The sequence below is a fragment of the Anaerosacchariphilus polymeriproducens genome (assembly GCF_003363435.1).
Taxonomy (GTDB): domain Bacteria; phylum Bacillota; class Clostridia; order Lachnospirales; family Lachnospiraceae; genus Anaerosacchariphilus; species Anaerosacchariphilus polymeriproducens.
Map to the genome: position 1 here is coordinate 68258 of NZ_QRCT01000051.1, position 24827 is coordinate 93084.

The 24827-nt window shown below is 35.4% G+C and carries 22 protein-coding genes and 1 other annotated feature (1 of these 23 cut by a window edge); of the genes, 1 reads left to right on the plus strand and 21 read right to left on the minus strand.

Translation table 11 applies throughout. From position 1 onward, the window contains the following. Positions 1–10: a sequence feature (ribosomal protein L10 leader region), on the minus strand (it extends 128 nt beyond the left edge of the window). Positions 11–43: 33 nt separating this feature from the next. The 5 genes from rplA to rpmG form a co-directional block, all read right to left on the minus strand. After that, positions 44–736, minus strand: a complete 693-nt coding sequence (gene rplA / locus DWV06_RS17775; protein ID WP_115483565.1) for a 50S ribosomal protein L1 — start codon at positions 734–736, stop codon at positions 44–46. A 69-nt stretch (positions 737–805) separates the two neighbouring features. Next, positions 806–1231 carry a 50S ribosomal protein L11 gene (rplK, locus tag DWV06_RS17780; RefSeq protein WP_115483566.1) on the minus strand — a complete coding sequence of 142 codons (426 nt, stop codon included), beginning with the start codon at positions 1229–1231 and terminating at the stop codon, positions 806–808. Positions 1232–1245: 14 nt separating this feature from the next. After that, a complete protein-coding gene (gene nusG, locus DWV06_RS17785; protein ID WP_115483567.1) occupies positions 1246–1761 on the minus strand; it encodes a transcription termination/antitermination protein NusG in 516 nt (171 codons plus the stop codon). Positions 1762–1778: 17 nt separating this feature from the next. Beyond that, on the minus strand, positions 1779–1985 hold the full coding sequence (gene secE, locus DWV06_RS17790) for a preprotein translocase subunit SecE (protein ID WP_115483568.1): 207 nt from the start codon (positions 1983–1985) through the stop codon (positions 1779–1781). A 27-nt stretch (positions 1986–2012) separates the two neighbouring features. Then, a complete protein-coding gene (gene rpmG, locus DWV06_RS17795; RefSeq protein ID WP_115483569.1) occupies positions 2013–2162 on the minus strand; it encodes a 50S ribosomal protein L33 in 150 nt (49 codons plus the stop codon). 343 nt (positions 2163–2505) lie between these two features. Between rpmG and DWV06_RS17800 the strand changes: the two genes are divergently transcribed. Beyond that, complete coding sequence (locus tag DWV06_RS17800; RefSeq protein WP_115483570.1) at positions 2506–3804, plus strand: flagellar capping protein; 1299 nt, start codon at positions 2506–2508, stop codon at positions 3802–3804. Positions 3805–3902: 98 nt separating this feature from the next. Here the strand turns inward: DWV06_RS17800 and DWV06_RS17805 are convergent, their stop codons facing one another. The 16 genes from DWV06_RS17805 to DWV06_RS17875 all read right to left on the minus strand — a co-directional run bounded on the left by DWV06_RS17805 (position 3903) and on the right by DWV06_RS17875 (position 24813). After that, a complete protein-coding gene (locus DWV06_RS17805) occupies positions 3903–4580 on the minus strand; it encodes an ABC transporter ATP-binding protein (protein ID WP_205027784.1) in 678 nt (225 codons plus the stop codon). Between the two features lie 3 nt (positions 4581–4583). Next, positions 4584–5873 carry a hypothetical protein gene (locus DWV06_RS17810; RefSeq protein WP_115483571.1) on the minus strand — a complete coding sequence of 430 codons (1290 nt, stop codon included), beginning with the start codon at positions 5871–5873 and terminating at the stop codon, positions 4584–4586. A gap of 14 nt (positions 5874–5887) precedes the next feature. Continuing rightward, positions 5888–6835: an FtsX-like permease family protein gene (locus tag DWV06_RS17815; protein WP_115483572.1), complete on the minus strand. Its 948-nt coding sequence runs from the start codon at positions 6833–6835 to the stop codon at positions 5888–5890. A gap of 51 nt (positions 6836–6886) precedes the next feature. Then, complete coding sequence (locus tag DWV06_RS17820; protein ID WP_115483573.1) at positions 6887–7330, minus strand: hypothetical protein; 444 nt, start codon at positions 7328–7330, stop codon at positions 6887–6889. Between the two features lie 277 nt (positions 7331–7607). Further along, the gene (locus tag DWV06_RS18485) at positions 7608–7769 is read right to left on the minus strand and encodes a hypothetical protein (protein ID WP_155522649.1); all 162 of its coding nucleotides are present in this window, start codon (positions 7767–7769) and stop codon (positions 7608–7610) included. A gap of 324 nt (positions 7770–8093) precedes the next feature. Beyond that, positions 8094–12545 (minus strand): DUF5057 domain-containing protein, encoded by a 4452-nt coding sequence (locus DWV06_RS17825; protein WP_115483574.1) that lies wholly within the window; start codon positions 12543–12545, stop codon positions 8094–8096. 19 nt (positions 12546–12564) lie between these two features. After that, the gene (locus DWV06_RS17830) at positions 12565–14595 is read right to left on the minus strand and encodes a prepilin-type N-terminal cleavage/methylation domain-containing protein (RefSeq protein ID WP_115483575.1); all 2031 of its coding nucleotides are present in this window, start codon (positions 14593–14595) and stop codon (positions 12565–12567) included. A gap of 16 nt (positions 14596–14611) precedes the next feature. After that, complete coding sequence (locus DWV06_RS17835; RefSeq protein WP_162300675.1) at positions 14612–15109, minus strand: pilus assembly FimT family protein; 498 nt, start codon at positions 15107–15109, stop codon at positions 14612–14614. A gap of 16 nt (positions 15110–15125) precedes the next feature. Beyond that, positions 15126–17348 carry a type II secretion system protein gene (locus tag DWV06_RS17840; protein WP_147289883.1) on the minus strand — a complete coding sequence of 741 codons (2223 nt, stop codon included), beginning with the start codon at positions 17346–17348 and terminating at the stop codon, positions 15126–15128. Then, positions 17299–18504: a type IV pilus modification PilV family protein gene (locus tag DWV06_RS17845; RefSeq protein WP_147289884.1), complete on the minus strand. Its 1206-nt coding sequence runs from the start codon at positions 18502–18504 to the stop codon at positions 17299–17301. The genes DWV06_RS17840 and DWV06_RS17845 overlap by 50 nt, the downstream gene beginning before the upstream one ends. 68 nt (positions 18505–18572) lie before the next feature. Continuing rightward, on the minus strand, positions 18573–19388 hold the full coding sequence (locus DWV06_RS17850; protein WP_115483579.1) for a hypothetical protein: 816 nt from the start codon (positions 19386–19388) through the stop codon (positions 18573–18575). 11 nt (positions 19389–19399) lie between these two features. Then, the gene (locus tag DWV06_RS17855) at positions 19400–21109 is read right to left on the minus strand and encodes a hypothetical protein (protein WP_115483580.1); all 1710 of its coding nucleotides are present in this window, start codon (positions 21107–21109) and stop codon (positions 19400–19402) included. 99 nt (positions 21110–21208) lie between these two features. Further along, positions 21209–21964: a prepilin peptidase gene (locus DWV06_RS17860; protein WP_115483581.1), complete on the minus strand. Its 756-nt coding sequence runs from the start codon at positions 21962–21964 to the stop codon at positions 21209–21211. 28 nt (positions 21965–21992) lie between these two features. Then, positions 21993–22427, minus strand: a complete 435-nt coding sequence (locus tag DWV06_RS17865; protein WP_115483582.1) for a type II secretion system protein — start codon at positions 22425–22427, stop codon at positions 21993–21995. A 75-nt stretch (positions 22428–22502) separates the two neighbouring features. Further along, on the minus strand, positions 22503–23717 hold the full coding sequence (locus DWV06_RS17870; protein ID WP_115483583.1) for a type II secretion system F family protein: 1215 nt from the start codon (positions 23715–23717) through the stop codon (positions 22503–22505). A 28-nt stretch (positions 23718–23745) separates the two neighbouring features. Beyond that, positions 23746–24813 (minus strand): type IV pilus twitching motility protein PilT, encoded by a 1068-nt coding sequence (locus tag DWV06_RS17875; RefSeq protein WP_115483584.1) that lies wholly within the window; start codon positions 24811–24813, stop codon positions 23746–23748. Positions 24814–24827 lie beyond the last annotated feature (14 nt).

The window sequence follows — 24827 nt, forward strand, 5'->3', positions numbered from 1 at the left end:
TTGTAATTATATCATTCTATATTTCAGATGTCAACACTAAATCCTAAGCCAATTTAGCTGTATTAATCTTCACACCCGGTCCCATTGTAGGAGCAAGTACAACACTCTTCAAATATTGACCTTTCAATGCTGCCGGCTTAGCTTTAATAATTGCATCCATAAGCGTCTGGAAGTTGTCCGCTAATTGCGCTTCTGTGAAAGAAGCCTTACCAATTGGCACATGGATAATATTTGTTTTATCCAATCTATACTCAATCTTACCAGCTTTGATGTCGTTCACTGCTTTCGTTACATCCATCGTAACAGTTCCGGCTTTTGGGTTCGGCATTAAACCTTTTGGTCCAAGTACACGTCCAAGACGTCCAACAACGCCCATCATATCCGGCGTAGCAACTACTACATCAAAATCTAACCAGCCATCATTTTGGATTTTTGGTATCAATTCTTCTCCACCTACATGATCTGCTCCTGCTGCCAAAGCTTCATCAACTTTGTCACCCTTTGCAAATACTAAAACTTTAACAGTTTTACCAGTTCCATGAGGCAATACTACCGCACCACGAATTTGCTGATCCGCATGACGACCATCACATCCTGTTCTGATATGAGCTTCGATTGTTTCATCAAATTTAGCAACAGCAGTTTTCTTTGCTAATGCAATGGCATCTGCTGTATCGTATAATGTTGCACGATCTACTGCTTTTGCAGCTTCAATATATTTCTTTCCTCTTTTCATTCAAATAACCTCCTGTGGTATTAGCGGGATTTCCCTCCCACGTTTCATTTTTTTATAGCATTCGATCTACTATTCTGTTACAGTGATTCCCATGCTTCTTGCTGTTCCTGAAACCATGCTGATCGCTGCCTCTAATGATCCGGCATTTAAATCTGGCATTTTTAATTCAGCAATTTTTTGAACTTCTTCTTTTGAAATGCTTGCTACTTTAACTTTATGTGGTTCTGAGGAACCTGATTTGATTTTGCAAGCTTGTTTTAATAGAACTGCAGCAGGTGGAGTTTTTGTAATGAAGCTGAAACTTCTATCTGCATATACAGTAATTACTACCGGTATAATTGTATCTCCTTTATCTGCTGTTCTTGCATTAAATTCTTTTGTAAATTGCACAATATTCACACCATGCTGTCCTAACGCTGGTCCAACAGGTGGTGCTGGTGTTGCCTTTCCCGCAGGAATTTGTAATTTAATATAACCTTCTACTTTCTTTGCCATAGCGGTTACCTCCTTTACGCTTTCTTAACTTCTGTGAAACTGATTTCTACTGGCGTCTCACGACCAAATAGCTCAACATTGATTGTCACAGTTTGTTTTCCATGATTCATTGCTTGAATGATACCCATCGTACCTTCCCAAGCTCCACCGGTAACAACGATGTTATCACCCTCTTCAAAGTCTACTACAACATTATCCATTTTAATTCCTAACGGCTTCATTTCTTCTTCCGTCAAAGGAACCGGTTTGGATCCGGGACCTACAAATCCGGTAACACCCCGGGTGTTTCTCACCACATACCAAGTGTCATCATTCATAATCATGTTGATTAAGACGTAACCTGGAAACATTTTTTTCTGAACCTGTTTCTTGGCTCCGTTCTTCACTTCAACAACGTCTTGCATAGGGACTCTGACTTCAATAATCTGGTCTTCCAGATGTCTGTTTTCAATTGTCTTTTCAATGTTGGCCTTAACCTTGTTCTCATACCCGGAATAAGTATGAACTACATACCAATTTGTTTCTGACATTTAATCACCTTTGTCCTTTATAAATTTACTATAATATCAACACCATATTTTAAAACAGCATCAATGATTGTAGTAAGTACACCTAAGGCAACAGAAACTGCAATGACTGCAATTGTTTGTCTTACGAGTGATTGTTTATCAGGCCAGATGATTTTCTTAAATTCAGCCTTTAAGCCGGTTGTCCAGCTTGTTTTTGGAGCATTCTCCTTAACAGCTTCTCCCATTCTTCCACTCCCTTTGCACTAACCTAATTACTTAGTTTCCTTGTGTAATGTGTGTGTTTTACAGAATTTACAATACTTCTTTGTCTCCATTCTGTCTGGATGAGCTTTCTTATCCTTTGTCATGTTGTAATTACGTTGTTTACACTCCGTACATGCCAATGTGATTTTTACGCGCACAACTTCCACCTCCAGTTAATTTCATTTAATGAGCCAAATTTATACAAATTTGACTATTTCAGTTTTTAGGCATAAAAAAAAGACCTACTTCCATCGCTAGTCCAATATATCACACAAAGTCAATCACGTCAACTGTTTTTTCTCTCGTGTAATAATTTAATATTTTAGCATTTGGTCTTAATATTGTCAACAGAAAAAGATACAGCCTTTTCCCGAAATATTGACATATTTTCATAAAAATAGTGACATTTCCTCCAATATATTGTATAATATAAGAGTAAAAATGGATTTGTTATGCTCTCCAGTGCTTTGCACGAATTCAAGGAGGAAAGGAGGAGATATTATGGGTGGTATTCAGCAGACTTACAATTATTATATGTCAAATTATACTTCAACTCAGCTCACCCGATACGATACTCACAAAAAGAGCGAACTAAGAAATATCTGTAATATAATAAAGAAACTAAATAAAGAATCTCCTCTATATAAAGTAGATTTATCTAAGGATATGCAAAGATATGTAATAGACCTCAAAGAAAGTGCACGTAACATTAAAAATGTGGTGTCTGCCCTTTCCGACGGAGCTGATGATATAAACTGTTTTCAACGTAAGGTTGCAATCTCAAGTCAGGATGATATTGTATCTACCAAATATATTGGTGATTATGATCAAGAAGACGGAATTACTTCTTTTGAAATCGAAGTGAAACAACTTGCAACCCCACAGATAAATTTAGGTAATTTTTTACCTTCCAACCAAACTACGCAGTTAAAACCGGGAACTTACTCTTTTGACTTAAATACCGGGAATATGGGATTCGAGTTTCAATTCGGCGTGAATGAAAAAGATACAAATATTAGTATACAGCGTAAATTAGCTTCTTTGATCAATGACTCAAACATCGGTCTTACTGCTAACATTTTGGGAGAACATGGAGATCAATCATCTCTGGAAATCAAATCAGTCAATACCGGTATTATAAATAACAACCCTACAATATTTACAATATCAAAAAATAGTAATCCAAACTCAGACACTGCCCTTTCTTACTTGGGCATTGATGAAATAAATCAGTACCCTGAAAATTCTTCCTTCTTATTAAATGGTATGGAGAAATTCTCCTATTCAAATACATTTACAGTTGGAAAATCATTTGAAGTCACAATGAAGGGAATCAGTGAAGAAGATAATCCTGCTACCATTAGTTTAAAAGCAGATGCTGACACTATCGCTGATAATGTTCAGGAATTGGTGGAAGCTTATAATTCTTCCTTAATGCTAACGAATGAATATGCTTCCGTTACTTCTTATATAAATAAGTTTCAAAATGAAATGGAAAACGTAACAAAAGATTTTTCGAATCAATTTGAACCAATCGGACTTATGATTCAAAAAGACGGTTCTATACTCGTAGATAAACAATTACTTTTAAACGCTGTAACAGAGGAAGACGCAAAAGAGAATTTCTCTGTATTAAAAGATTTTAAAAATGTAGTTAATACAAAGGCAAATAAAGCAATGCTCGATCCTATGCAATATGTCAACAAAACTTTAATTACATATAAAAATCCAGGGAAAACATTTGCTGACCCCTATGTGACATCAATATATAGTGGTATGTTATTCAATGGATATTGTTAAATGAAATAATGGGTTGTTTAAACACTTATATCAGGCATTTCAATGATGCTTATGGTGTTTAACACAACCCATTTTGATGGATTTAATGAATCTTATATTCAATAAATTATAGGAGCAGACAATTTCCCACCCTTCAAAAAATAGTTTTTATCACACCTTTCTGATACAGCCGTGTTATGTGTTACAATAACTATTGTCGTTCCTTGCGAATGCAGCATATCAAATATATCCAATATGCTTTTTTCTGACTCCTCATCTAGCGATCCGGTTGGTTCATCCACAAGTAAAATATCCGGTTTTTTTACTATTGCTCTTCCAATTGCTACCCTTTGCTGTTCTCCTCCGGAAAGCTTACTAATGGATACCTTTTGAAAAGACTCCAAATCTAGCATTTCCAACACCTTATTAACCTCTTTTTTTATTTTATCTTTTTCTAATTTCATAAAATTTAGTGGCAACTTAATGTTTTCATAAACATTCCTGTCATGTAATAAATGAAACTGTTGCGTTACAAAACCAATATGTCTTTTTCTAAACTCAGAACGTTGATCAAAAGATAATTGTGTTACTTTTTGGTTATTATAGATCATTGTTCCTTTATCATATGGTATTAATGTACCTAAAATATTTAATAAAGTAGACTTTCCGGAACCACTCCTACCCATTATTGCTATATAGTCTCCTTTAGAAATTTCCATGTTAATATCATTTAAAACAGCCCTTTTCGTTCTTCCATTAATAAAAGATTTCTGTATATGTTGCAATTTTAACAGCATTTATTACACCTCTTCTTCTTTATCAATTTTTAATTCTTTGTTATTTAATAATAAGTTCGTCCCAAAAATAACATAAGAAAGAATTACAAAAACACCTATATACCCAGCTTTAATATAAGTAGCAAACTCTCCTATTTTTAATAAATGGTTTAATATATACAACTGTGTTAAAAATGCTGCTAATACTATAAGCATAATTTCTAAAAACTTTAATGTTATAATAAAACTTTTCTTTGCCCCTTGAATCAAAAAAACATTATAATAATATCTTTCATTTTTATATTGCAAATACGATATAAATAATATAAGTATTATATTTAAAATACAGGACATAGTTAAAATAATTTTAATTAAATTTTTATTTTCTTGTAGAATAACACTGATGTCTTGATATTTTTTAACATGTGGATTATACCCGATAAAAGTATAGCCGTCAAAGGATGCATCTTTTGAGATACTCTCTAACTCCTGCATCATTCTATTTATGTCGTTCTTATTATTTTTCGTTACTAAATACCCATTAATCATATTAAAATAATTCATCATCTGATATCTCGCTTCAAATTCACTTTGAGGCTGCATTATATAATTCCACATAGGCATCAAAATATAGTCATCCAGATAAAATTCCAAATTATTCTGATAAAATATTTTAGAGTTTTTTTCTAAAAAACCTATAACAATACAGTTGATATCTTTTTCCAGGTATTTTATATGTAACTTATCTCCTACCTTATAAATATCATGATAAGAATCTCCTAGTATAATTGGCATCGTATTCTGAATAACAAAATCTTCTTCATTCCATACCTTACCCTCTGCTGCTTTCAAATTGAAAAATTTTGCACCATTCAAATTTATCTGGAGCGATTTAATTGGTTTATAAACTTTGTTATCAACATTAACTGATGGAACCTCCATCCCGTTTGCATAGCCATATGCAAATTTGTCTGGAATACTTTGATCAGTAATTAAAAGATGCTGATTTGCTATTGTTATGTAATGAAATGATTCTGCATTTTCCAGTCCATTATAAAAGTTTTTAAGTTTTGACAAAGAATCTTTTTGAACTACAAACTTATTAAATTCATTACCATCAACATAATTATCAATCATTTGGTATATAGCATTGTCTTCATACATTTTTTTCATATCACTATTTTCAAAATCTAAATCATATATGAAAGAATAGAATGTACCGATTAATACCATGAAAATTGTTATTTGTATATATACAAATAAACAAATATTTAAATTTCTTTTATAAAACAAAATAAGTTCTTTAATTAACATACTTTTTCATATCCTTATGCAAAGTTTTTATTCATAGTACCTCTTAATAGACCAAGTGCAATTACCACACTTAATAATACGAAACCAAATAATATATGAATTAGAGCAGGTTGTACTAAAATATTTATATCTTTCATGACAACTAGTATGTAAAAACAGCTCACTATAATGGAAAATGTGAAATTTGCCAAAATATTTCTTATATAGTACAACATAATCCTCTTATTATTAACACCTAGCAGGTAAAGAACGTAATTTTCTTTTTTATGCATTCTTTCCCAAAAGGCAAAAAATATAAATATTAAAAAGCAAACTAAAATAAAACCATTTAAATTTAATAATCTTTGAAAAAATAACGTACCTGTAACTCTAGCAACTCCTTCTATATCCGGCTCAGCATGTATTAAATTGGGATACTGCCTCATGATTCTTTTCGTTATATTACGTATTTCTTTTTTACTATCACCATCTAAAACTATTTTATATCTGTTTTGTTTAGGAATCTCGCCTCCATATAACAAAACCAGACTATCTGATTTTGATGTAAAATCCCCTCCTAATATACCAATTATTTCATATTTTTCATTGTTCAGACTTATTATCTTTTTTCCATTCAGATGCTCTGCCTGCTTTTCGATATCTTTTCCTACAACAGCTTTCTTACCTTTTAAACCCTTTGAAAAAAATTTTCCCTTTATTATTGGTGGATTCCATTCATTATTTTCTAAACAAAATCTGGTATTATTATCATATTCTACAAATAATCTACACTTATCTCCTATTTCTGTATTTCTCCACTTCTCTAAATCTTGATCATAAAAAACCGTATAATTATTTGTATAAAAATTATTTGAGATTAAAACAAGATCATTTTGTCTCATATTGTAAAAAATAATCTGCACAATAAAAATAATTACAACTGTAAAAAATGAAATGAAAATTAAGTTTTTTAATTTAATCATATCCCAACTCTTTCTAAAAGGAAGAGATAAATTATCTCTCCCTTTTTCAATCTATCTTCCCCAATAAGTCCTAGCTTCTATATTCTCAAAAAGTCGTGGCCTATAATATGGTGATTCAGCCTTCGTACAATTTATTGCCCATTGTCTTCCACTTGAAGTACGTACTTTCCCACTTATATTTTCTATTCTGGCATTTGTATAGTGAATTGTATTCACCCAAATTGTTTCACCATAGGCAGCATAACATGTTTTTCCGTTTATCTTATCTTTTATTCTACATCCACTATGATAATTAGGTTTTGAAGTAGAACAGATTTTTACTGTGTTTTGTTTTGTGTTTTGTTTTGTGTTTGCAGTCCAATACCCCTGAGACTCGCTCCATCCTCCATATGCATTTCCTACTTCCGCATCATTTGCAAGTGTTGGAACTGAGCTTACTAAAGCTAAGGCTCCACAAATTGTAATAATTGGTATCATTTTTTTAAATTTAATCATGTTACTCCTCCTTTTCTATTATTACATTACAATAATTATTATAATATAAGTATAAGTAGGGTTTTTGTTAAATATTGTAAATAAAGTTTTAAGTAATTGAAAAAGATTCCGGTAAAATATATGGGAGTCTTTAGGAAAGGTTGCAGCCAATAGTCTGATCGATAAATAGTTGTTTTACTATTTCTATTTTTGAGAATACTAAAAAAGGTACTTGTCAAATCAAGTACCCTTTGATATAATCAAGTTAAGAAAAGGATATCTATGTTGTAGATATGCCCTATGTTTTCAAAAATAAGTATTCTGAACTTTCCAGGTAGAGGATACTTATTTTTTTTGTGTATAATTTAATTATTTCTAAAAATAGGGCGATAAGTCCAACTATAAAGCTGCCAAATGCAAATAGTACCATGCATAATGTTAATCCTTCAAGTGTCGTCATCGGCACCGCCCCCTTTCTCTTTAGATTGAGGGCAACTACACAATAAATATCCTCGTTCATTTCTTAACTTGATAAAAAAATTATATCATATAATAAATATGATTCAACATGTTTTTTAACGGTTATGCTAAACATCTTTTGAGAATATCATATTGTAAATATAATTCAACTTTACTTCCCCAGAAAATCTTATATCTGGAAATCCCATTTGTACGAGTACTAGCTCAAGGTTGGGATTTCCAGACATATTTTAGCCTCCAGTGACAGAATTTAGATTCCTCTAATACATGAAATAAAGAGAAAACAGATAGGTTACTTGCAAGGTTAATCTAGTTCAAATAATTGTGTCTTTACTAGGCTCAATACTCCATAGCCTTTCATATTCTTTTGTTTTCCATAATAATTAAAGGAACTGGTTGTTTCAATATATAGATTAACTTCATCTTTTCCCTTTAAGTATTGGGCTGCGTTGGGTACCGTGATTTTATAAACTCCATTACTGGTCAATCCATTATTGGCTACTTCCTGGCTTCCGTCACTATTATAAGTTTTCAAATCCAGCTTTGTAGCTTTTACACTGCCTTCTACGATAGACTCGCTTCCATTTTCATCTCCTACATAATAATCAACACTAATGGTCTTTTGTGTGGAAATAATGTTACTATCGGAAACTGTAAAATAAATGTCAATATCTTTATCTAGACTTACTTCTTCGTTCTCAACTGCCATGCTTTCATCAAAGGTCAAATATTCGTATTTTTTTGCTGCTGATGTAATATCACCTGATTCAAGTACTGTGACATTTGGATTCTTGGCACTGGATTTGTAGGAAGCTATCATAGTATTAATGAAGAGCTTCATCTCATCTTCTTTATTTACGGTGGAATGTCCAACACCGGAATACATGACATTTCCTTTACTGTAAATGTAATAATTATTTCTTACATCATTTTCTGTTACTGTATAAGGATTGTTCGTTTTTTTCCCACTTCCGTCTACTACATCCGACAAGCAGTACCAAACAACAATATCTCCTTTTCCATCCTTATCTGCATCACTTTCCAAGTCAAGCTGATAATACTGATAATGAGTCGTCGATACTATGAATTTATCAGGAATCTTAAATGGATATGAGGTAATCTGTCCATCGTTTACTTTTGTAACATTGATATTATTATAAGCACCATTTCCAGAACCTGCGGCTCCAATATTAGAACTTGAATTTAAGTTCATATATGTATTTAATGCCGAAATACGTTTTCCATTTAATAAATGATCACAATAACCCTGGGTTTCAGGATAAGTCTTAGAGCGATTGGAACCTGCCACATATGCCAAATCATTTCCTGAATCTAATAGCCCTGCTGCTGCATATTGTGATGAAGTCAGCATATCCCCTTCCTTTAAAACGTTATTGCTGCTGATTCCATATCGGTCCATACCTACTACATCACGTATGATTGTATTGATATTATAGCCCCAATAAGCAACCCAGCTTTTTAAATTTGCTACAGATGCGTTTTTTTCACCTGAATCTGCGTAAAATAAATCGGACTTTGTATTGATAAAAGAGGCGGTATCATGAGTAAACAGTACGCTTCGACCGCTCTCTATGAAACTAAGTATTCCATCAACCGGTCCTTTATTCAAACCTCCCGACGATTTATTGGTATTATCAATCTCCGCATAAACATCTGCAAATCCTAGAATCAGCATATTGTAATCATCTAAATAATCAATTCCCTGCTGCGCCTTTTGATTATACGCTTGTACGAACTTATCAGACGGTATTGTTGTAATATCGAGTTTAAAATCATTTAACTGTGTCAAAAGATTTTGGAATGCCGTATTAGTGGAAAGATCAAAATTGTTTGCCTGCCATCCTGTACAAGTGGAACTTTGTTTAATTTGTAATATTTTTATCGTTTCTTTTTCTTCATCCACAGATTTACTTATAACTGAATAATCCGTTTTGGAAGTTCTGATATAATTATTATCAACTTGAGAAATTTCTATTTTCCAAGGTATGGTTCCTACATAACTAGAGGGCATTTCTTTAAACATAGTATAAACCTGTTTCGATTTTAACTGATACCTTCCTTCATTGTCTTTTGATGGCTGGGCTCCACTGGCATTGATAATATAAAAATCTGTCTGTTTCTCACCAGTAGCATATTTACCATCTGCATTTGCATCAAGATAAAGGTTTGCAAAATAGTTGGTATCATGATTAAGTTCTACCGAACTGTCTATCATAAACTCATATTTTAAATAATAACGTCCATTCTGTATGGTAACTCCCGGATCTGTCTGGAAGGACAAAGTAAGTTTTGGCATATTGACATAATAGGAGAATACACTGGAATTTATGATTTCTTTTTCACTGATCACATTCTCCGCTCCACTTGTAAATGTTTCATTTACTAACTCATACATATAAGAAGAATTGTCGATTTTCTGCGTGTTTACCCCTGTTCTATCTCCACTTTTATTATAGGTATAAAAATCATTCGCCAATACGACCGCATATTTCGCTTTCACATAATCCAAAACTTCATTCATTTTTTCTTGATTGATGTCATTTCCACTGTAGCGATATACACCTACATCGTTTAATTTTACATTCTGATACTTATTGGTTTTATGATTGTAAAAATTATTTACTGTTAAATTTTTTCCAAATAAATAGGTTCCGCCTCTTTGGGAAGCATAGAGATAATTGTTTCGTGAAGAACCTACATAATCTCGATTCAGCATACCGGCAATCGTTGGTTCACAAATCACTCTGTCTCCGGTATGAGTATAAATCAAGCCATTCATTGAAGTATCATTATAAACAGTCTGACCTGCTGCATTGGTATTCATCCACTTGGTATTTAGTCCGAAATAAATCATATCGTAATCTGTATTCAAATCATTAATCTTTCCAATAAATTCTGCTGAAGACATTGAATCAATCTTAATCTCCACTCCATCCATATTTAAGGATTTCGTCCATTGCGTTATTTTATCCGTAAGATCTGTAGCCGTTGTAGGCTGTACCTCTAAAATCCGCAATATAGATTTTTTCACAATCTGTCTTGCATTTCTATGATTTAATATATACTGGACTGCAGTACACTTTGAGATATCTGTCGGAAGTTGATTGCTCTTATCTCTTAATGTATTTTCACTTTTAATTAATTCTAGTACCGGAGCAAAACCTGCCTGAACGACTGACTCTTCAAATGGCTTGGTGAAATCTAAAGCAACTAGTTCCTGATTTGCAATACTGTAAATATTATCCTTTGCAAAATTATTAGCAGAACCTGTTTGGATTCCCTGAATCAACTCACTCCAGCGCGCTGAAGTCGGTTCTTCTGTCGTTGAATGAAATTCTAAATCAAAGAAATCTGCGATATCATCCTGCATTGCCAAAATCATCAGCTTGCACATATATGAATTTTTTATCTCTGTTTCGCTGGCACCACTAATACTGCTATAATCTATGATACAGGGAAGTTTTTCTCCTGCCAGGAAAGAAAAAATTGTGTATGCTTGAGACCATGTTATGTCACTAGCACCTTTCCCGTAAGTAACCGTTGAATTCTCTGGAGTATTTCCACAAATATAAACTAAGTCGTACACTGCCAGTTGATTTGCCGAATATGCAGCTAATTCTGCCGGTGTAACGGTAGTCACGTTAATATTAAAATTATCATATTCCGTCTCTTCCATGGCAAATACATGCTTTTTAAACCAATTATTATTGGTAAAACCACCTTTGTAATAAACTGCTCCGCAAATCACTTCTGTTTCAGGATCGGATTCATTTTGAACAAATTTGTAATCTCCGGTTTCTGGTGTATATTGATAACTTTCCACAGAACTCTTTTTATAATTGCCTCCTGCTGCCTGCTTATAAGGTTCCTCGCTTTTTAATACTGCATAATAATCTGTTCCTGCAGGGTTGCTGGTTCCATCAATCGAAAAAGCATAATCTGAAACATAATAATAAGTGATACCGGTCTGTGGTTCTTCAATCATAACAAAACCTTTGGTCAAATCACCGGGATCAACCGGTAGATAAGAACCCAAAGCACGATTTTCATTTGAAATAGGAGTACCCAAATCTATCGCCTGTTGTTCTGTCAAAAAGGTAACTTCATAATATGCCGATTCGGATTCGGGCATATAGGTAAAGCTGTCTATCTGTTCCAGATAATCTCCGGTTCCCCTTGCTACAGGCTCATAGACTGCATTAACTTTGGTGTAATCTCCCTTTTCACCTGCAGTGCATGCTTCATAATGACCTTTCATATTTACGGTCTCATATTTCCCATCAGGAAAATTAATTTTTTTCCATGAAGCGATCTCGTTCTCTGCCGGAAAATAATTTTCTTGATATGTTTCAAAAAATAGCGGATAGTTGTTTTTTTCCGTAGCATTTTCTGTTATAAGGCTCTGCATTTTCGTTTTTATATCTTGTACATATTGAAGTCTGTTCGCTTGTGTGTTGGAAGCCATATTGGTTATTGCATCTTCAAATCGGTCTGTTAAATAATAAGGTTCCTGCCCTTTCACATAATATCCGATTTCTCCTTTTGCTCCATCCGGTACAATTTCTAAAATACGGAAGTCTTCGGCTCCTGTGGATTTGTCTGCTACGATACGCTCTACCCCCGGGAGCAGAGCATCTGCTCCCCAAACAGATAAATGAAAAACCAATATTCCACCTATCAGAACTGCTACCATAGCAAGGCAGCCTATTTTAAATGACTTTTTTCTCTTTTTCATACGTATTCCTCCAGGTACATTAATTTTGATACCACTTATATCCACTCAATGTATATTGGTTCCCTTCAATCGTAACTCTCCAGTTCTTCTTTGATCCTGATGTATAGGATTTATAATTGTAAACAATTCCGGAGGCATCTGTATATGTCAACTGTGTACTTCCGGATGTATAACCATCTAACTCTGAAGCATATGGCGCATAATAACCGGTCGTATTATTTTTCTTATCATATACATTAGAGATTCTTGGAATAATATAAATCGATGACTTGTAATTCGTATAAGTCTTCAATTTAGCTGTTAAAGTGATATTACCGGAACCTGCACTGCTTAATAAATTAATGGTTGTTGAAGGATTTGTAGTATCCATAACAATTAACTTGGTATCGGAAGATTCCCATAAAACTGCCTGATTCAAAACTCCGGTAACTTTACATCCTATAGATGCTGTCTTTCCTTTCACCAAGTTAATACTCGTATTCACAGTCGTTGGTTTTACGATACTGATTCCTACTTTTGGAACCACATAAGCCAATTCCGGAGCATACACTTTCTGTCCTGTCTTTTCATCTTCTACATAAGCTCTGACAATAAAATCATATTTCTTATCATATCTTACTGTCTGATCGTTTGGAATTTCTACCGTTCCACTGTCTGATACTCCCAGATCAATATTGGAACTTCCTTCCCCATTCCAAATGGATTCCCACTTAATCTTCGCATATTCGTCAACTTTACCATTCGTCAGATAGACCTTTGCATTAAATTTCAAATTCTCTCCACGATATACAATCGAAGAATCTGAATTGTCTATCGGCGTCCCTACTCTGACAAGTTCTACATGGTCAACCGGATTCTTACTTAATTGATAAAGTAACTTCTCAGATTCTTTATTATATTGAGTTGCTCTTGCAGTAATAGCCACTTCTGAATTCAACGGAAGCGTTTCTGCCATGGAAATTTCCACTGTATATTTCCGATAATTGGCACCATCTTCTGTCTTGATGACACTAATATTCACTCCTTCTGTCTTAATCCAGTCAACGGCATAATCAGATTTATCCAGATAGCTTCCATATAAATAAGCAACTGCTGTATACTTTCTATAATTGATTTCGCTCTCTTTTGCTAACGTAATTTTATCAAAATACTTCGTTTGTATGGTAGCAGCTCCTGAAACTGCCGGATTTGCAACAGAGGTCGCATAGACACGGATACCTGCTGATTTTTCATTCGGCCCCAGTGTAATCGTTCCAGTATTGATATCAATACTGGTAGCGGAATCTGTCTTAGTAGAATCGTCCAAAGACCACGTTACATCCTGACTTGGGAAATTAGCACCCGATACTCTGGCTGAAAAAGTATAAGTAGAGCCCTGTAATACGGTGACACTGGATTTGTTGACCACGACTTTATTTACGGTCGTAAAGGTTGGTCCACTATTATTAAAAACTTCGTCTCCTTCTTTGTTGACTAATATATCGTTTCTTAATTTTATTTTATATTCGCTGCTGTATGTCTTTTGATTTAACTCAAAATCTAAACGGATCTTTACAAATTTATCAGATGACGCTTTGGTAATATCTGCCTGAAAATTCGCTACATAATTAGCCATTAAATATTTCGGATCATCTACAATGGAGCCACCCAGAGTATAAATACATTTCGAATAATAAAGTTTTTTCTCAGAAGCATTCCAAGTTATTATGTATGCAATATTATTTCCTTCTTCCTGGCTATACACATAGAACTTCTTAATTGTATCAGAAGCAACACTTACTGGGCCGGTCGTGATATCCGAATCTTTATCACTTAGTCCTGCACTTGTCCCTACTTTATAACCAATTCCTTTGGAAGCATCTACAATTAATTCTTGAAGCTGATTTCCTGCTAATTGTGCTTCATATTGCATATTTGATTCTGAAGTACCTCCTTTATAATTATTTGAACCTGTTATTATAAACCCTAATATGGCACTTCCAACAATAGCGAGTATTGCTACCGTCACAACAACTTCGACTAAAGACAGCCCTTTATTATTTCTATTCATAACTCGTATCTTACTCCTATTCTATGTAATGTTTCCCTGTTTCCGGTATCAACACAATTGTTTTGGTCGTTGAATTCTGAGTTATCGATATTTTGGAACAAAATACCGGTTGTCCAAGAGCATCTGTTCCGATAGAATTGAAAATACCCGATCCACGTTTAAAGGAAAATTTTATACTGGTTCCATTCGTCATTGTAGACTCCGTTGCTGATGCTCCGGAACCTGTTGTATAAAGAATCGTCAAAGAAGATTTCCCTATCTTTTCTTTGGCATATCCTGAAATTTCCATATAGTAATCGCCTGATGCATCCCGGCTAAATTCTAGCTGACCATTCTCCTTACTTAAACAAACAGTTTTGGTCAACTTCAATCCACTATCCAGTTTGCTGGCACATTTCTTGGCATCAGCCCCGCTTAACAATCCGATTCCTATATAAGCACCGGAACCTACAATCACAATGATTGCCAACGTAACTACCAACTCAATAAGGGAATAACCTCTGTTATCTTTCATTAGCTCTCCTCCCCTATTATTCTTTGGTCCAGTTCTCACAAATAACCAGATCTTTAATATTAACAGCTCCTTGTGCCGCATCAGCAGCTCCCTGAGAAGCACCTACTGCTCCGCTCAGCACATAATCGCTTCCACCTACCAAAAAATCCATAGGGCACTTGGTTACTCCAGCGATTTCTTTCTCAAGCTGAATAGCCTTTGCAACATCATCCGGACTGGCAGTCACACTTCCACCGGCTTTTAAGGTCACACTTCCTTTTGCTATGATCAGCCCTTTAAAATTGGAGTCAATCAGCACATTTCCTGTCGCAACAACAAATCTAAGTTTATCTGCATTGTATTCTGAAGTCTTAAAGACCGCTCCATTTTTGTTATCTACCAAAACAGAAATCATATCTGTTCCGGTAAATTCTTTTCTCTGATTTGTCCCGATAAATCCTCTCATATCCGACTCCAAAACCAGATTGGTAAAAACATCATTGTTTTTTTCTGTCTCTGTTAATTCATGGTAACTATCAATCAGTTTAATTCCCTGTGCTGCGAACATATCTTGAAATGTCGCTTGTTTCGTATCCAGATAATTTCTGTCTCCTGTGTCTTCTGCTCGTGTATCATTCTTTGTAGAAACTGTTCCTGATACATACTTCATTAAATTTCCATTAAGATTGAATTTCGTAGGACTTCCTTCCTGTATATTGATTTCATCAACATACAATTTTAAATAATCATCTAGTCTCTTTTTGTTTTCTTCAATACCGTAATAAGCTCGGAAGTAATTATTAGCAACATCTTCATTGTCGAATTTAAGGAAGAAGTATACCATGGACCCCCCACTTACCGGATAAAAGGCTTTTTGATAAGAAGATACTCCCATTTCTTTTAAACTTTTTCCCAATCCTTTCATTTTCACATCATAATTTACGATCTCATTTCCTCCCAATTCTGCAACCAGATTGCTGTACTGGGTTCCATTCATAGGATTGGCACCTCCGTTGTGCATGCCTTGACCAATACATTCCGGCGGAACCATATAAATGACCTGGTTGCTTTTCACAGTTAGAGACTCGCCTAACATAACGTCGACATTTGTATTGGCGACTGTACTTTTACTGGAAGTTGATATGTATGCATTTCCTGATAACACCAGTTTATTCAAATCTGACAAATCTATATTGGATCCACTTCCGTTTACGATGATGGAACTACTATAATCTGCCGGATTTTTTTCTATGGCTGTTTGTTCTCCCTGTAATGACAATGCATTTTTGGCTGTTGCTGCATTACCGAATCCATAAAAATCTCCTGCCAGCCGAATATTGCTTGCTTTTCCTTTTATCGTCAAATCGTCAGCGATGTTACTATATCCATTCAGATCCAGATTGGATGCATCAACTAGAAGATTTTTGGCCCAAAGGCTGGTATTGTTTGTTAATGTCAGGCTTCCGTTAGTTTGAACAGTAAGCGCTTTGTTGGTAATAATCTGTTTCGCATTATCAATGGTCAGCTTACTTCCATCACTGACTGTCATTCCTTCTTTCCCTCCATAAACACTGCCGTTTATACTTGTAGTTCCTGCTGCTGATACTGTGAAATCATTGTTCGCCACCAGACCAAAACTCAATAAATCAGGCATCGTTGAGGTCTGAGTAAAGTCAACACTAGGGAAAGCCAACAAAATATCCGTTTTGATATAAGTCACATAATCTTGTGCATCTTTATATTTAATGACCAGATTTTTTAAGATAAGTCCTCTTTCAGTTGCTGTTAAAAGCGGCTGCACGGTATCTGATAGATCTGCTCCAACTCCTGTTGATACATCCAACTTGGTCTCTTTGAGATAACCTTTTAAAAGAGAACAATCATACTTTCCACTATCGCTTGCTGTTCTTAATTCTGCTCTTAATTTTTCAAGATATGTATATTGGAACCCGGTTCTTCTTTCTTCTGAATTGGTTCCGGAATACTGCTGCATTACTTTGATATATGCAACACTCAATGCATCTGAGACTTCAATGCCCAGCCCGGCTTTAATCTCATCCAATGCAGTTTCTGCCGTATAGAAATTGTCCTTCGAACTTAAGTCCATATATTTCATCCGATAATTCATAAGACATAGGTTCAGTATAATCGCTGTTAAAATTCCGATAAAGGCAATGGCAACAATTACCAGGACGAGACTGGAACCTTTATTATTCTTCTTTTGATCCGTCAATGGAAATAAGTTTCTTCGTGGCATCATACTTGTCTCCTCCGTTTTTAATTTCGTAAATGTCAATCACAACTCCATAAAGTTTATTCTCTACTTTGGGAGCATCCAGACTTGTATAATCCAATATTTTTCTGGATCTTGCGTCCGAGGTTGCTGTTCCATTCCCTATATAGGCTACTTTCGACTGTTTGTTGGAAAGTTCCAAATTTGCATTTTCGAATTTTCTTCCCAGGTTGGTTCTGATTTTTGTTTTACTTAAAAAAGCAGTATCTGCCAACCAGCTTGCTGACGGCTTTTCTATCACATTGAGCTTTACCATATATTGTTCTTCGGGTGCCGCTGCAATATCATTCGGTTCTTGTTTCACAATATAAAAACTAATATCAAGATTAGGTTCATTTTTAATTTCAATCGTATCTTTATTATTTGTCGTCGTTGAACTATAAAGAGGATTATAAAAAAGATAAATCCCTCGCAATTGTTCGTCATAATCGGTATTATCAAAAATTTTTGATTCATCAGGAATAACAAGTGTCCGCTTATCCGCACTGATTGTAGTCTCTGATGTTGTATAGGTATATGTAATTTTTACTAAGGTTTTTCCACCAGAACTAATATCTCCTGTAGTAGAAATAGCAATCACAATCTTCCTAGTCATCGTATCCAGAAAATAATCTGCTGTATATGCCTGGGTACCTCCTGCATCTTTGTACAAATCCAGGAATTTTTGTGCTGCCTCTTCATCCGAAGCCGGCTCCTGGACATAGAATGCATCTTTCTGGATATCCATATAGGGAATGTTTGCTCTTTCATAATCATTATATTTTTTTTCTGTATCCGAAGTCTGCATTTGATAAACGGTCGGATCTAGAGTCACTTTTGCATTGTAAGTTCCTTTCCCTATAGAAACGTTGTCCATGGCTATCGTATAAGTTCCATCTGCATTAGGAGTCAGCGTATAGGTAGATTCCAGTTCCTTTAGTGAGTAAGCTTTTAACTCCTCCATAATGTTTTGGGCTGTGGAGGTGGCCTGCATTATTTTCTTTGCTTTTCCATTCGTCCTCGCTGCCGTAATGAAACTATGAAGAATAGGAACAACAACAATCAGCAAAATTGTCATGGCTATCAAAAGTTCCACAAGAGAAAATCCTGCGTTCGGATTTTTTTTATGTTCTCTTTTCTTCATAAGTTCTCCTTTCTCACACTTTTCTGATACAAGACAGGCTGTTGCAAACAAACAACAGCCTTTTCTCGTCAGTTTTGTGTAGTTTCTTGTGTTTTTTCTTCTGTGTTTGCAGGTACTTCTACTGTTCCAAAAATATTATCTGTTCCAATTGTCATGGATGGAATCGATGGTGCCTGATATACTTTATCCAATCCGGTCAAAGAATACATCCCAAACTTTACAGAGCCGTTAAGATTTCCAGTTTCTGTGTCATAAGAAACTTCCATGCTCTGAAGAGCACTTCTATTTTTGTAAGTTTGAATATCATTGATTAAACCTTTTAACTCTTTATAAGTACATTTATATTTCAAAGTTATTTGGGTAACAAACAATTCTTTATTATTACCACCGATACCAGCTGCCTGAGCTGTATTTTGAGATGTATCGGTTTGTGCGGCCGTCTCTGCCGGAGCTGCTTGTGCATTTGTATTGGAAGATGCATCCTGTTGCGCAGCATTCCCTTGCGCGTTCGCATCTATTTTACCCTGCCCCCATGAGTAGGCTAATGTATCCGGTGTAAACGTAATCCCTTCCACATCTGCCTTCGTTTCTGTTTCCAGCTTCTGCGCATACATAATACAATCTTCCGTCTTTATATCTGCCGGAAACTTATCAAATAATTTTTCTACTTCCGCTTTCATTTCTTCCGTACTGGAACGGTAAAAATCTTCTTTAGCTGCCAACACTTGAAGTTCCTGCAGCTTCGATCTTAAACCTGTAATTTCATTTAAGACTACCTCATTTGATTCTTCTATTGGTTTGTAACCATAAAAAAATGCAATTATTATTATGATTGCTCCCAAAAGTATTAGGAGTATTTTTATATCTCTTTTTGCTAATTTCATAGTAAATCCTCCTAATTCTGAGTTGCTGGGGTCTGATTATCCGGGGTCTGAGCCGCTGCCGTATTGATTTTGTATAAACAAGTTACTGTAAATTCTAATGTCTTTTTCTTCGTTTCATCTTCCACTGTTTTTAACTCGGTTGTCTCTACTGAAGCTAAAGAATGGAAGGTTCTTAACTGCACCAATACCTTCGCTGCTGCCGGTTTGGAATCTACATTCATCGTCATCTCTACCCCTTCTTCGCTGGCAGTGAACGAAATAACATTAATGCTTGTCGGCATTTTATCTTCTAACTCTTCCAAAAATGAAAGCATATTTTCGTTTGGATTGGTCGTGGAATCATACATTGCCTGCAGTTCCTCAAAATCCGCCTTGGCCGACAAGTAATTATTATAGGTATCTTGAACAGGCATTAGACTTTCAATTTGAGATTGAAGTTTGTCTTTCGCTGCTTGAAGACTTAATTTTTTTATAATAGGATAGCCCACTAACCCTCCGGCTATCAATACCGCTACCATCACAAGGATAATAGGTTCTTTCATCGATTGACTGGCTTCCGCTTTCTCTTTCGAAATAAAGGATGACTTCCCACCTTTTTTCCCTTTTGCGCCTTTGCTATTCGCATTGATTTCTACTGGCTTTAAGGTTGCTCCAATACAAGCAATATATTGACTGATACTAACTTCTCTTTCAGCCTGAACTGCTTTGGTAAGTACTGCATTCTGAACTTGCTTCAAAACATTAACTTTAATTCCTAATTCATTTGTGATTAATCGGCTCAACCCACTGACATCAGCACCAACACCTATTAACGATATTTTCTCTATAGGTATTTCAGAACTTCTGGAATTGTGATAATCTATGATTCTTGCTATATTTCTAATTAAATCATTTAATGAGTCTGTAATTTTTCCCCTTGCTATCACAGTCTCCTGCGGTTCTTCTCCTTCAATGTAATCGTAGTCAAAATTTTCACCTAATTGACTCCAGATACAAGTCTCTCTACGTAAAACTGTAACAGCATCTGAAAAAGTAAGATTTTGTCCAAATGCATTCGTCTCTCTTAATGTATTCACTGCCGTACTGATTCCATAAGCAATACTTCTTTGTAATACTACATTCCCTTTATTCAAAACGGTCAACATACTGGAATTTTCTTCTAATTTAACTAAAAGATGAGTCCCTGTTTCGAATCCACCTTTGACTGCCTGCAATACACTGTTCCCGGTATAATCCAATGCTTCTACCGTCAGACCACACAGTTCTGCCAATTTGTAATAAGAAAAAACTAATTCTTCCGGAATCGCCAAAACTGAAAGCTTATATTGCTTTCCGTCTTTTTTATTACCAAGTTCCTCTAATATATTATGGGCAAGACAATATTTGCTGACATCGACCGGAAAATATTCACTGGCATTGGCTCTTAATAACTCTGCTATCTTGTTTGATTTAACAGCAGGAATCGTTACTTCCCGGTTCGCAATTCTACTTGATATAACATTAAAAACAACCTTTTTTGTTTTAATTTCATTTTTTTCGCAAGCTAGTACATACGAATCCCGAAACTCCTGACTTGGTGTCACCACACCATCCTCTAAAACTCCTTTCGGGGTCTCAAAATCAAAACATTTGTAGATTTTCGGATTTTTTATATTGTAGTCCATCTCCACGACTTTGGTCAGGCTATACCCGATTTCAATACTTAGCACTCTACTTGCCATAACTAGTCTCCTTTGCTTTCCGATACTGTCTCCCCAGTTTCTTATTTCTATTTAATCGAACAATCTATTCGCTTTTTTCTTCTTTCATATAAATCTATCTTAATGATAAAATGATAAATACCAGCTGATAAAGGATTCTCCCCACAAAACTGCAATTATAATTCCTGCTGCTAAATAGGGGCCCATCGCCAGCACATGATCTGCTTTACTAACTTTCATTCTGATCGGATGTATGACAGATCCTAATATACATCCTGCAAAAAACGCTGGGATAATAAGTTTCCATCCGAGCAGCAATCCTGCTGCCGCCATAAGTTTGACATCTCCGCCTCCAATGGCACGTTCTTTCGATACTTTAAATAGTAGATATAAAAATCCACTTACCGATATAAATCCAATGATATAATCAAACCAGTGGGAGGGGTCTATTCCCACTTGAATGATTCCTAATACAAAAATAAATACATTAATTCCAAATGGAATTTCATAAGTTCTTAAATCAATGATACTAAGTGTCAGTAATGCAGAGGCTAGTAAGCAATATAGTACACTTTGTAAATGAAAACCATTGATTGTGAAAATCAATACGTAGAATAATCCATTTGTCAGTTCCACAATGGGATATTGAGGTGACAACTTGGTCTTGCATTTTCTACATCTACCTCTTAACATACAGTAACTAAGCACCGGAATTAAGTCATACCATTTTAACTGATACCCACAATTCATACAGTGGGATCTCGTCTTCACAATGTTTTCTTCGAGGGGAATTCTATAGATGCATACATTGAGAAAACTTCCGATTGTGATTCCATATGTAAATATTAAAATTGTGAGTATCAGTTGTGGGGTCATAGGGTTAAAATCCTTTCAGGTTAGGTTATTATTTTTTATTTACCTTTTCATATCCAGTTTTGTCAGCTGATGGATCCGGATAAACTTCTAAACCACCACAATACACATGTACTTCTCCGGTAGTTACATTGCAAGTATAAGTCCATTTATAATTAGAATCAAATTTTACACTAGGCAATGTACTTCCGCCTAACATTTTACGAACACTTTCATCCAAAGTAGAACACTCTGCCGCAGTATCTACATTTGTTTTTATAACTCCATCTGCCATTCCTGCACTAATTGCACTTGCAATTTCCTGTCCATTTTTAATGTCTGTGGATACCTTAGAGTTATTCACATATTTAATAAATTGTGGAGCCAAAACTCCGACTAAAACAGCCATAATGGCAATTACGATAATAAGCTCTACTAAAGAGAAACCCTTATTATTTTTTCTTCTTTTTACTAATTCTTCTTTCATATTATCTCTCCTTTATGTGTGTATTATATATCTTAAAAATTATTGTGCCCTATATCACAACAATCTTTAATTCAATTATAAATTATCTAAACCTTCATACATACTCATCATTGGTGCCATAACTGCGCCTATCAAACCGCCTACGACAACAGCTAATACAATAATAATCAAAGGTTCCAATGCTGCCATCATGGATTGGGTCGCCACTTCTACTTCTTCATCATAGTAGTCTGCCAGTTTTTCTAACATACTTTCTATGTCTCCTGTTTCTTCACCGATCTTGGTCATTTGATATATCATCGGCGGAAAAAGTCTACATCGTTCTAACGGTTCTGATAGAGGAATTCCCTTAGCTACATCATCCTTAGCATCCATCAATGCTTTTTGAAAATGAATATTCCCCATCGTCCTAGATGTAATCTCAATCGCTTCAATCATAGGAACACCTGCACATAATAGAGTACTTAATGTTCTGGCTAACCGAGAAGAAGCTGTCTTCGTTGTGAATTGACCGAAAATAGGCATCTTAATTGCTATCTTACCGAAAATATCCTTACCTGTCGGTGACTGTTTGAAAATATTAAGCCCTAATGCAGCAAGTCCAACTGCCCCTAAAATAATATACCAATACTGTTTCATGAAGCCACTCATTGCAATAACTGCTAAAGTAATCTTGGGCATCTTCACGTCCATATCATCAAACATAGAAGTAAAGTTTGGAATTACAAACGTCAGCATAATAAAAACTACACCTATCGCAACACAACACACTACGATTGGATAAATCATCGCCTTTTGAATCAAACCTTTTAATTTCGCATCTTTTTCAAACTGCACTGCCATTCGTTCAAAGGAAACCTCTAAACTTCCCGATTTTTCTCCGGCTTCCACCATGTTAATCAGCATAGAAGGAAATACTTTCTCATGCATTTTCATAGAATTGGCAAGTGTTTCCCCTTTTTCTACACTGACCTGTACTTCTTTTATGGCTTTCGCCATAACTTTGTTTTGAGTCTGCTCAGAAAGCATGTCCAAGGCATTTATAATCGTAACACCTGCCGATACAATGCTCACGAATTGGCGGCAGAATACACTTAAATCTCTCGGCTTTACTGCACTTCCCAAACTGATTTTGATATCTTTGTCTAAAACACCCTGCTCTTTTATTTCTATCGGCATTAATCCCTCATTTTTTAATACCACAGTTACTTTTTCTTGATTTTCTGCTTCAATGCTCCCCTTTTTCTGATTTCCTTTGCTGTCTACTGCAACATAAGAAAAACTTGCCAAAGCGCATCACGTCCTTTTTATCATTTTCTTAAAATTGAATTCCTACTTTTCGTTTCAGTGCCTGTCTATCATGGGCAAAAGCGATTGCATCGCTTTCTGAAATTTTATTCTCCAAATATAATTGATAAAGCGAATCATCCATTAAATACATTCCCATTTGTTTATTCGTTTGAATAACGGAAGGTATTTGAAATGCCTTCGCTTCACGGATCAGATTTTGTACCGCTGCATTCTTAAGAAGTACTTCAAATGCGCCTACACGCCCTTTCCCACTTTTGTGAGGAAGCAGCTGCTGGGAGATAACGCCTTCTAATACATTGGCCAGCTGTATACGGATCTGTTGCTGCTGGTGAGCAGGGAAAACATCAATGATACGGTCAATGGTACTAGCTGCCGTATTGGTATGTAATGTTGAAAAAACTAAGTGTCCGGTTTCTGCCGCTGTGATTGCGATAGATATTGTCTCTAAATCTCTCATTTCTCCTACTAATATAACATCCGGATCCTGTCGTAGGGCTGCTCTCAGTGCGTTTGCATAGCTTTGAGAATCATTTCCCATTTCTCTTTGACTGACAATGGATCTGCTATGTGAATGTAAATATTCGATCGGGTCTTCCAACGTAATAATATTTTTATAATATTTCTGTGAAATCATTTTAATCAGGGATGCAATTGTTGTGGATTTTCCACTACCTGTAGCCCCTGTCACCAGTATCAGACCTTTCTGTTTGTCCGACAATTGTATGACAGAACTGGGAAGTCCTAATGTTTCCGGTTCCGGAATATTTACTGCCAAAATACGTAACGCCATGGCATAGGATCCTCGCTGACGATAGATATTGACACGGAATCTTCCTTTTTCGGGCACAGAATAAGCACAGTCGACTTCTCCTTCTCGTTCTAACTCTGCTTTATCCGACTCCTGCAAATCCATTTGCTCAATCAGTCTTTCAATATTTTCCGGTGTTGTAATATAATCGGAAGAGGCTACTAATATTCCATCGACTCGGAACATCACGGCACTTCCTGGGACAAAATGTACGTCCGAAGCTCGTTTCTCTATCGAGCTTACCAAAATCTCATCTAATGTCTGCATCTGGGCACCTTCTC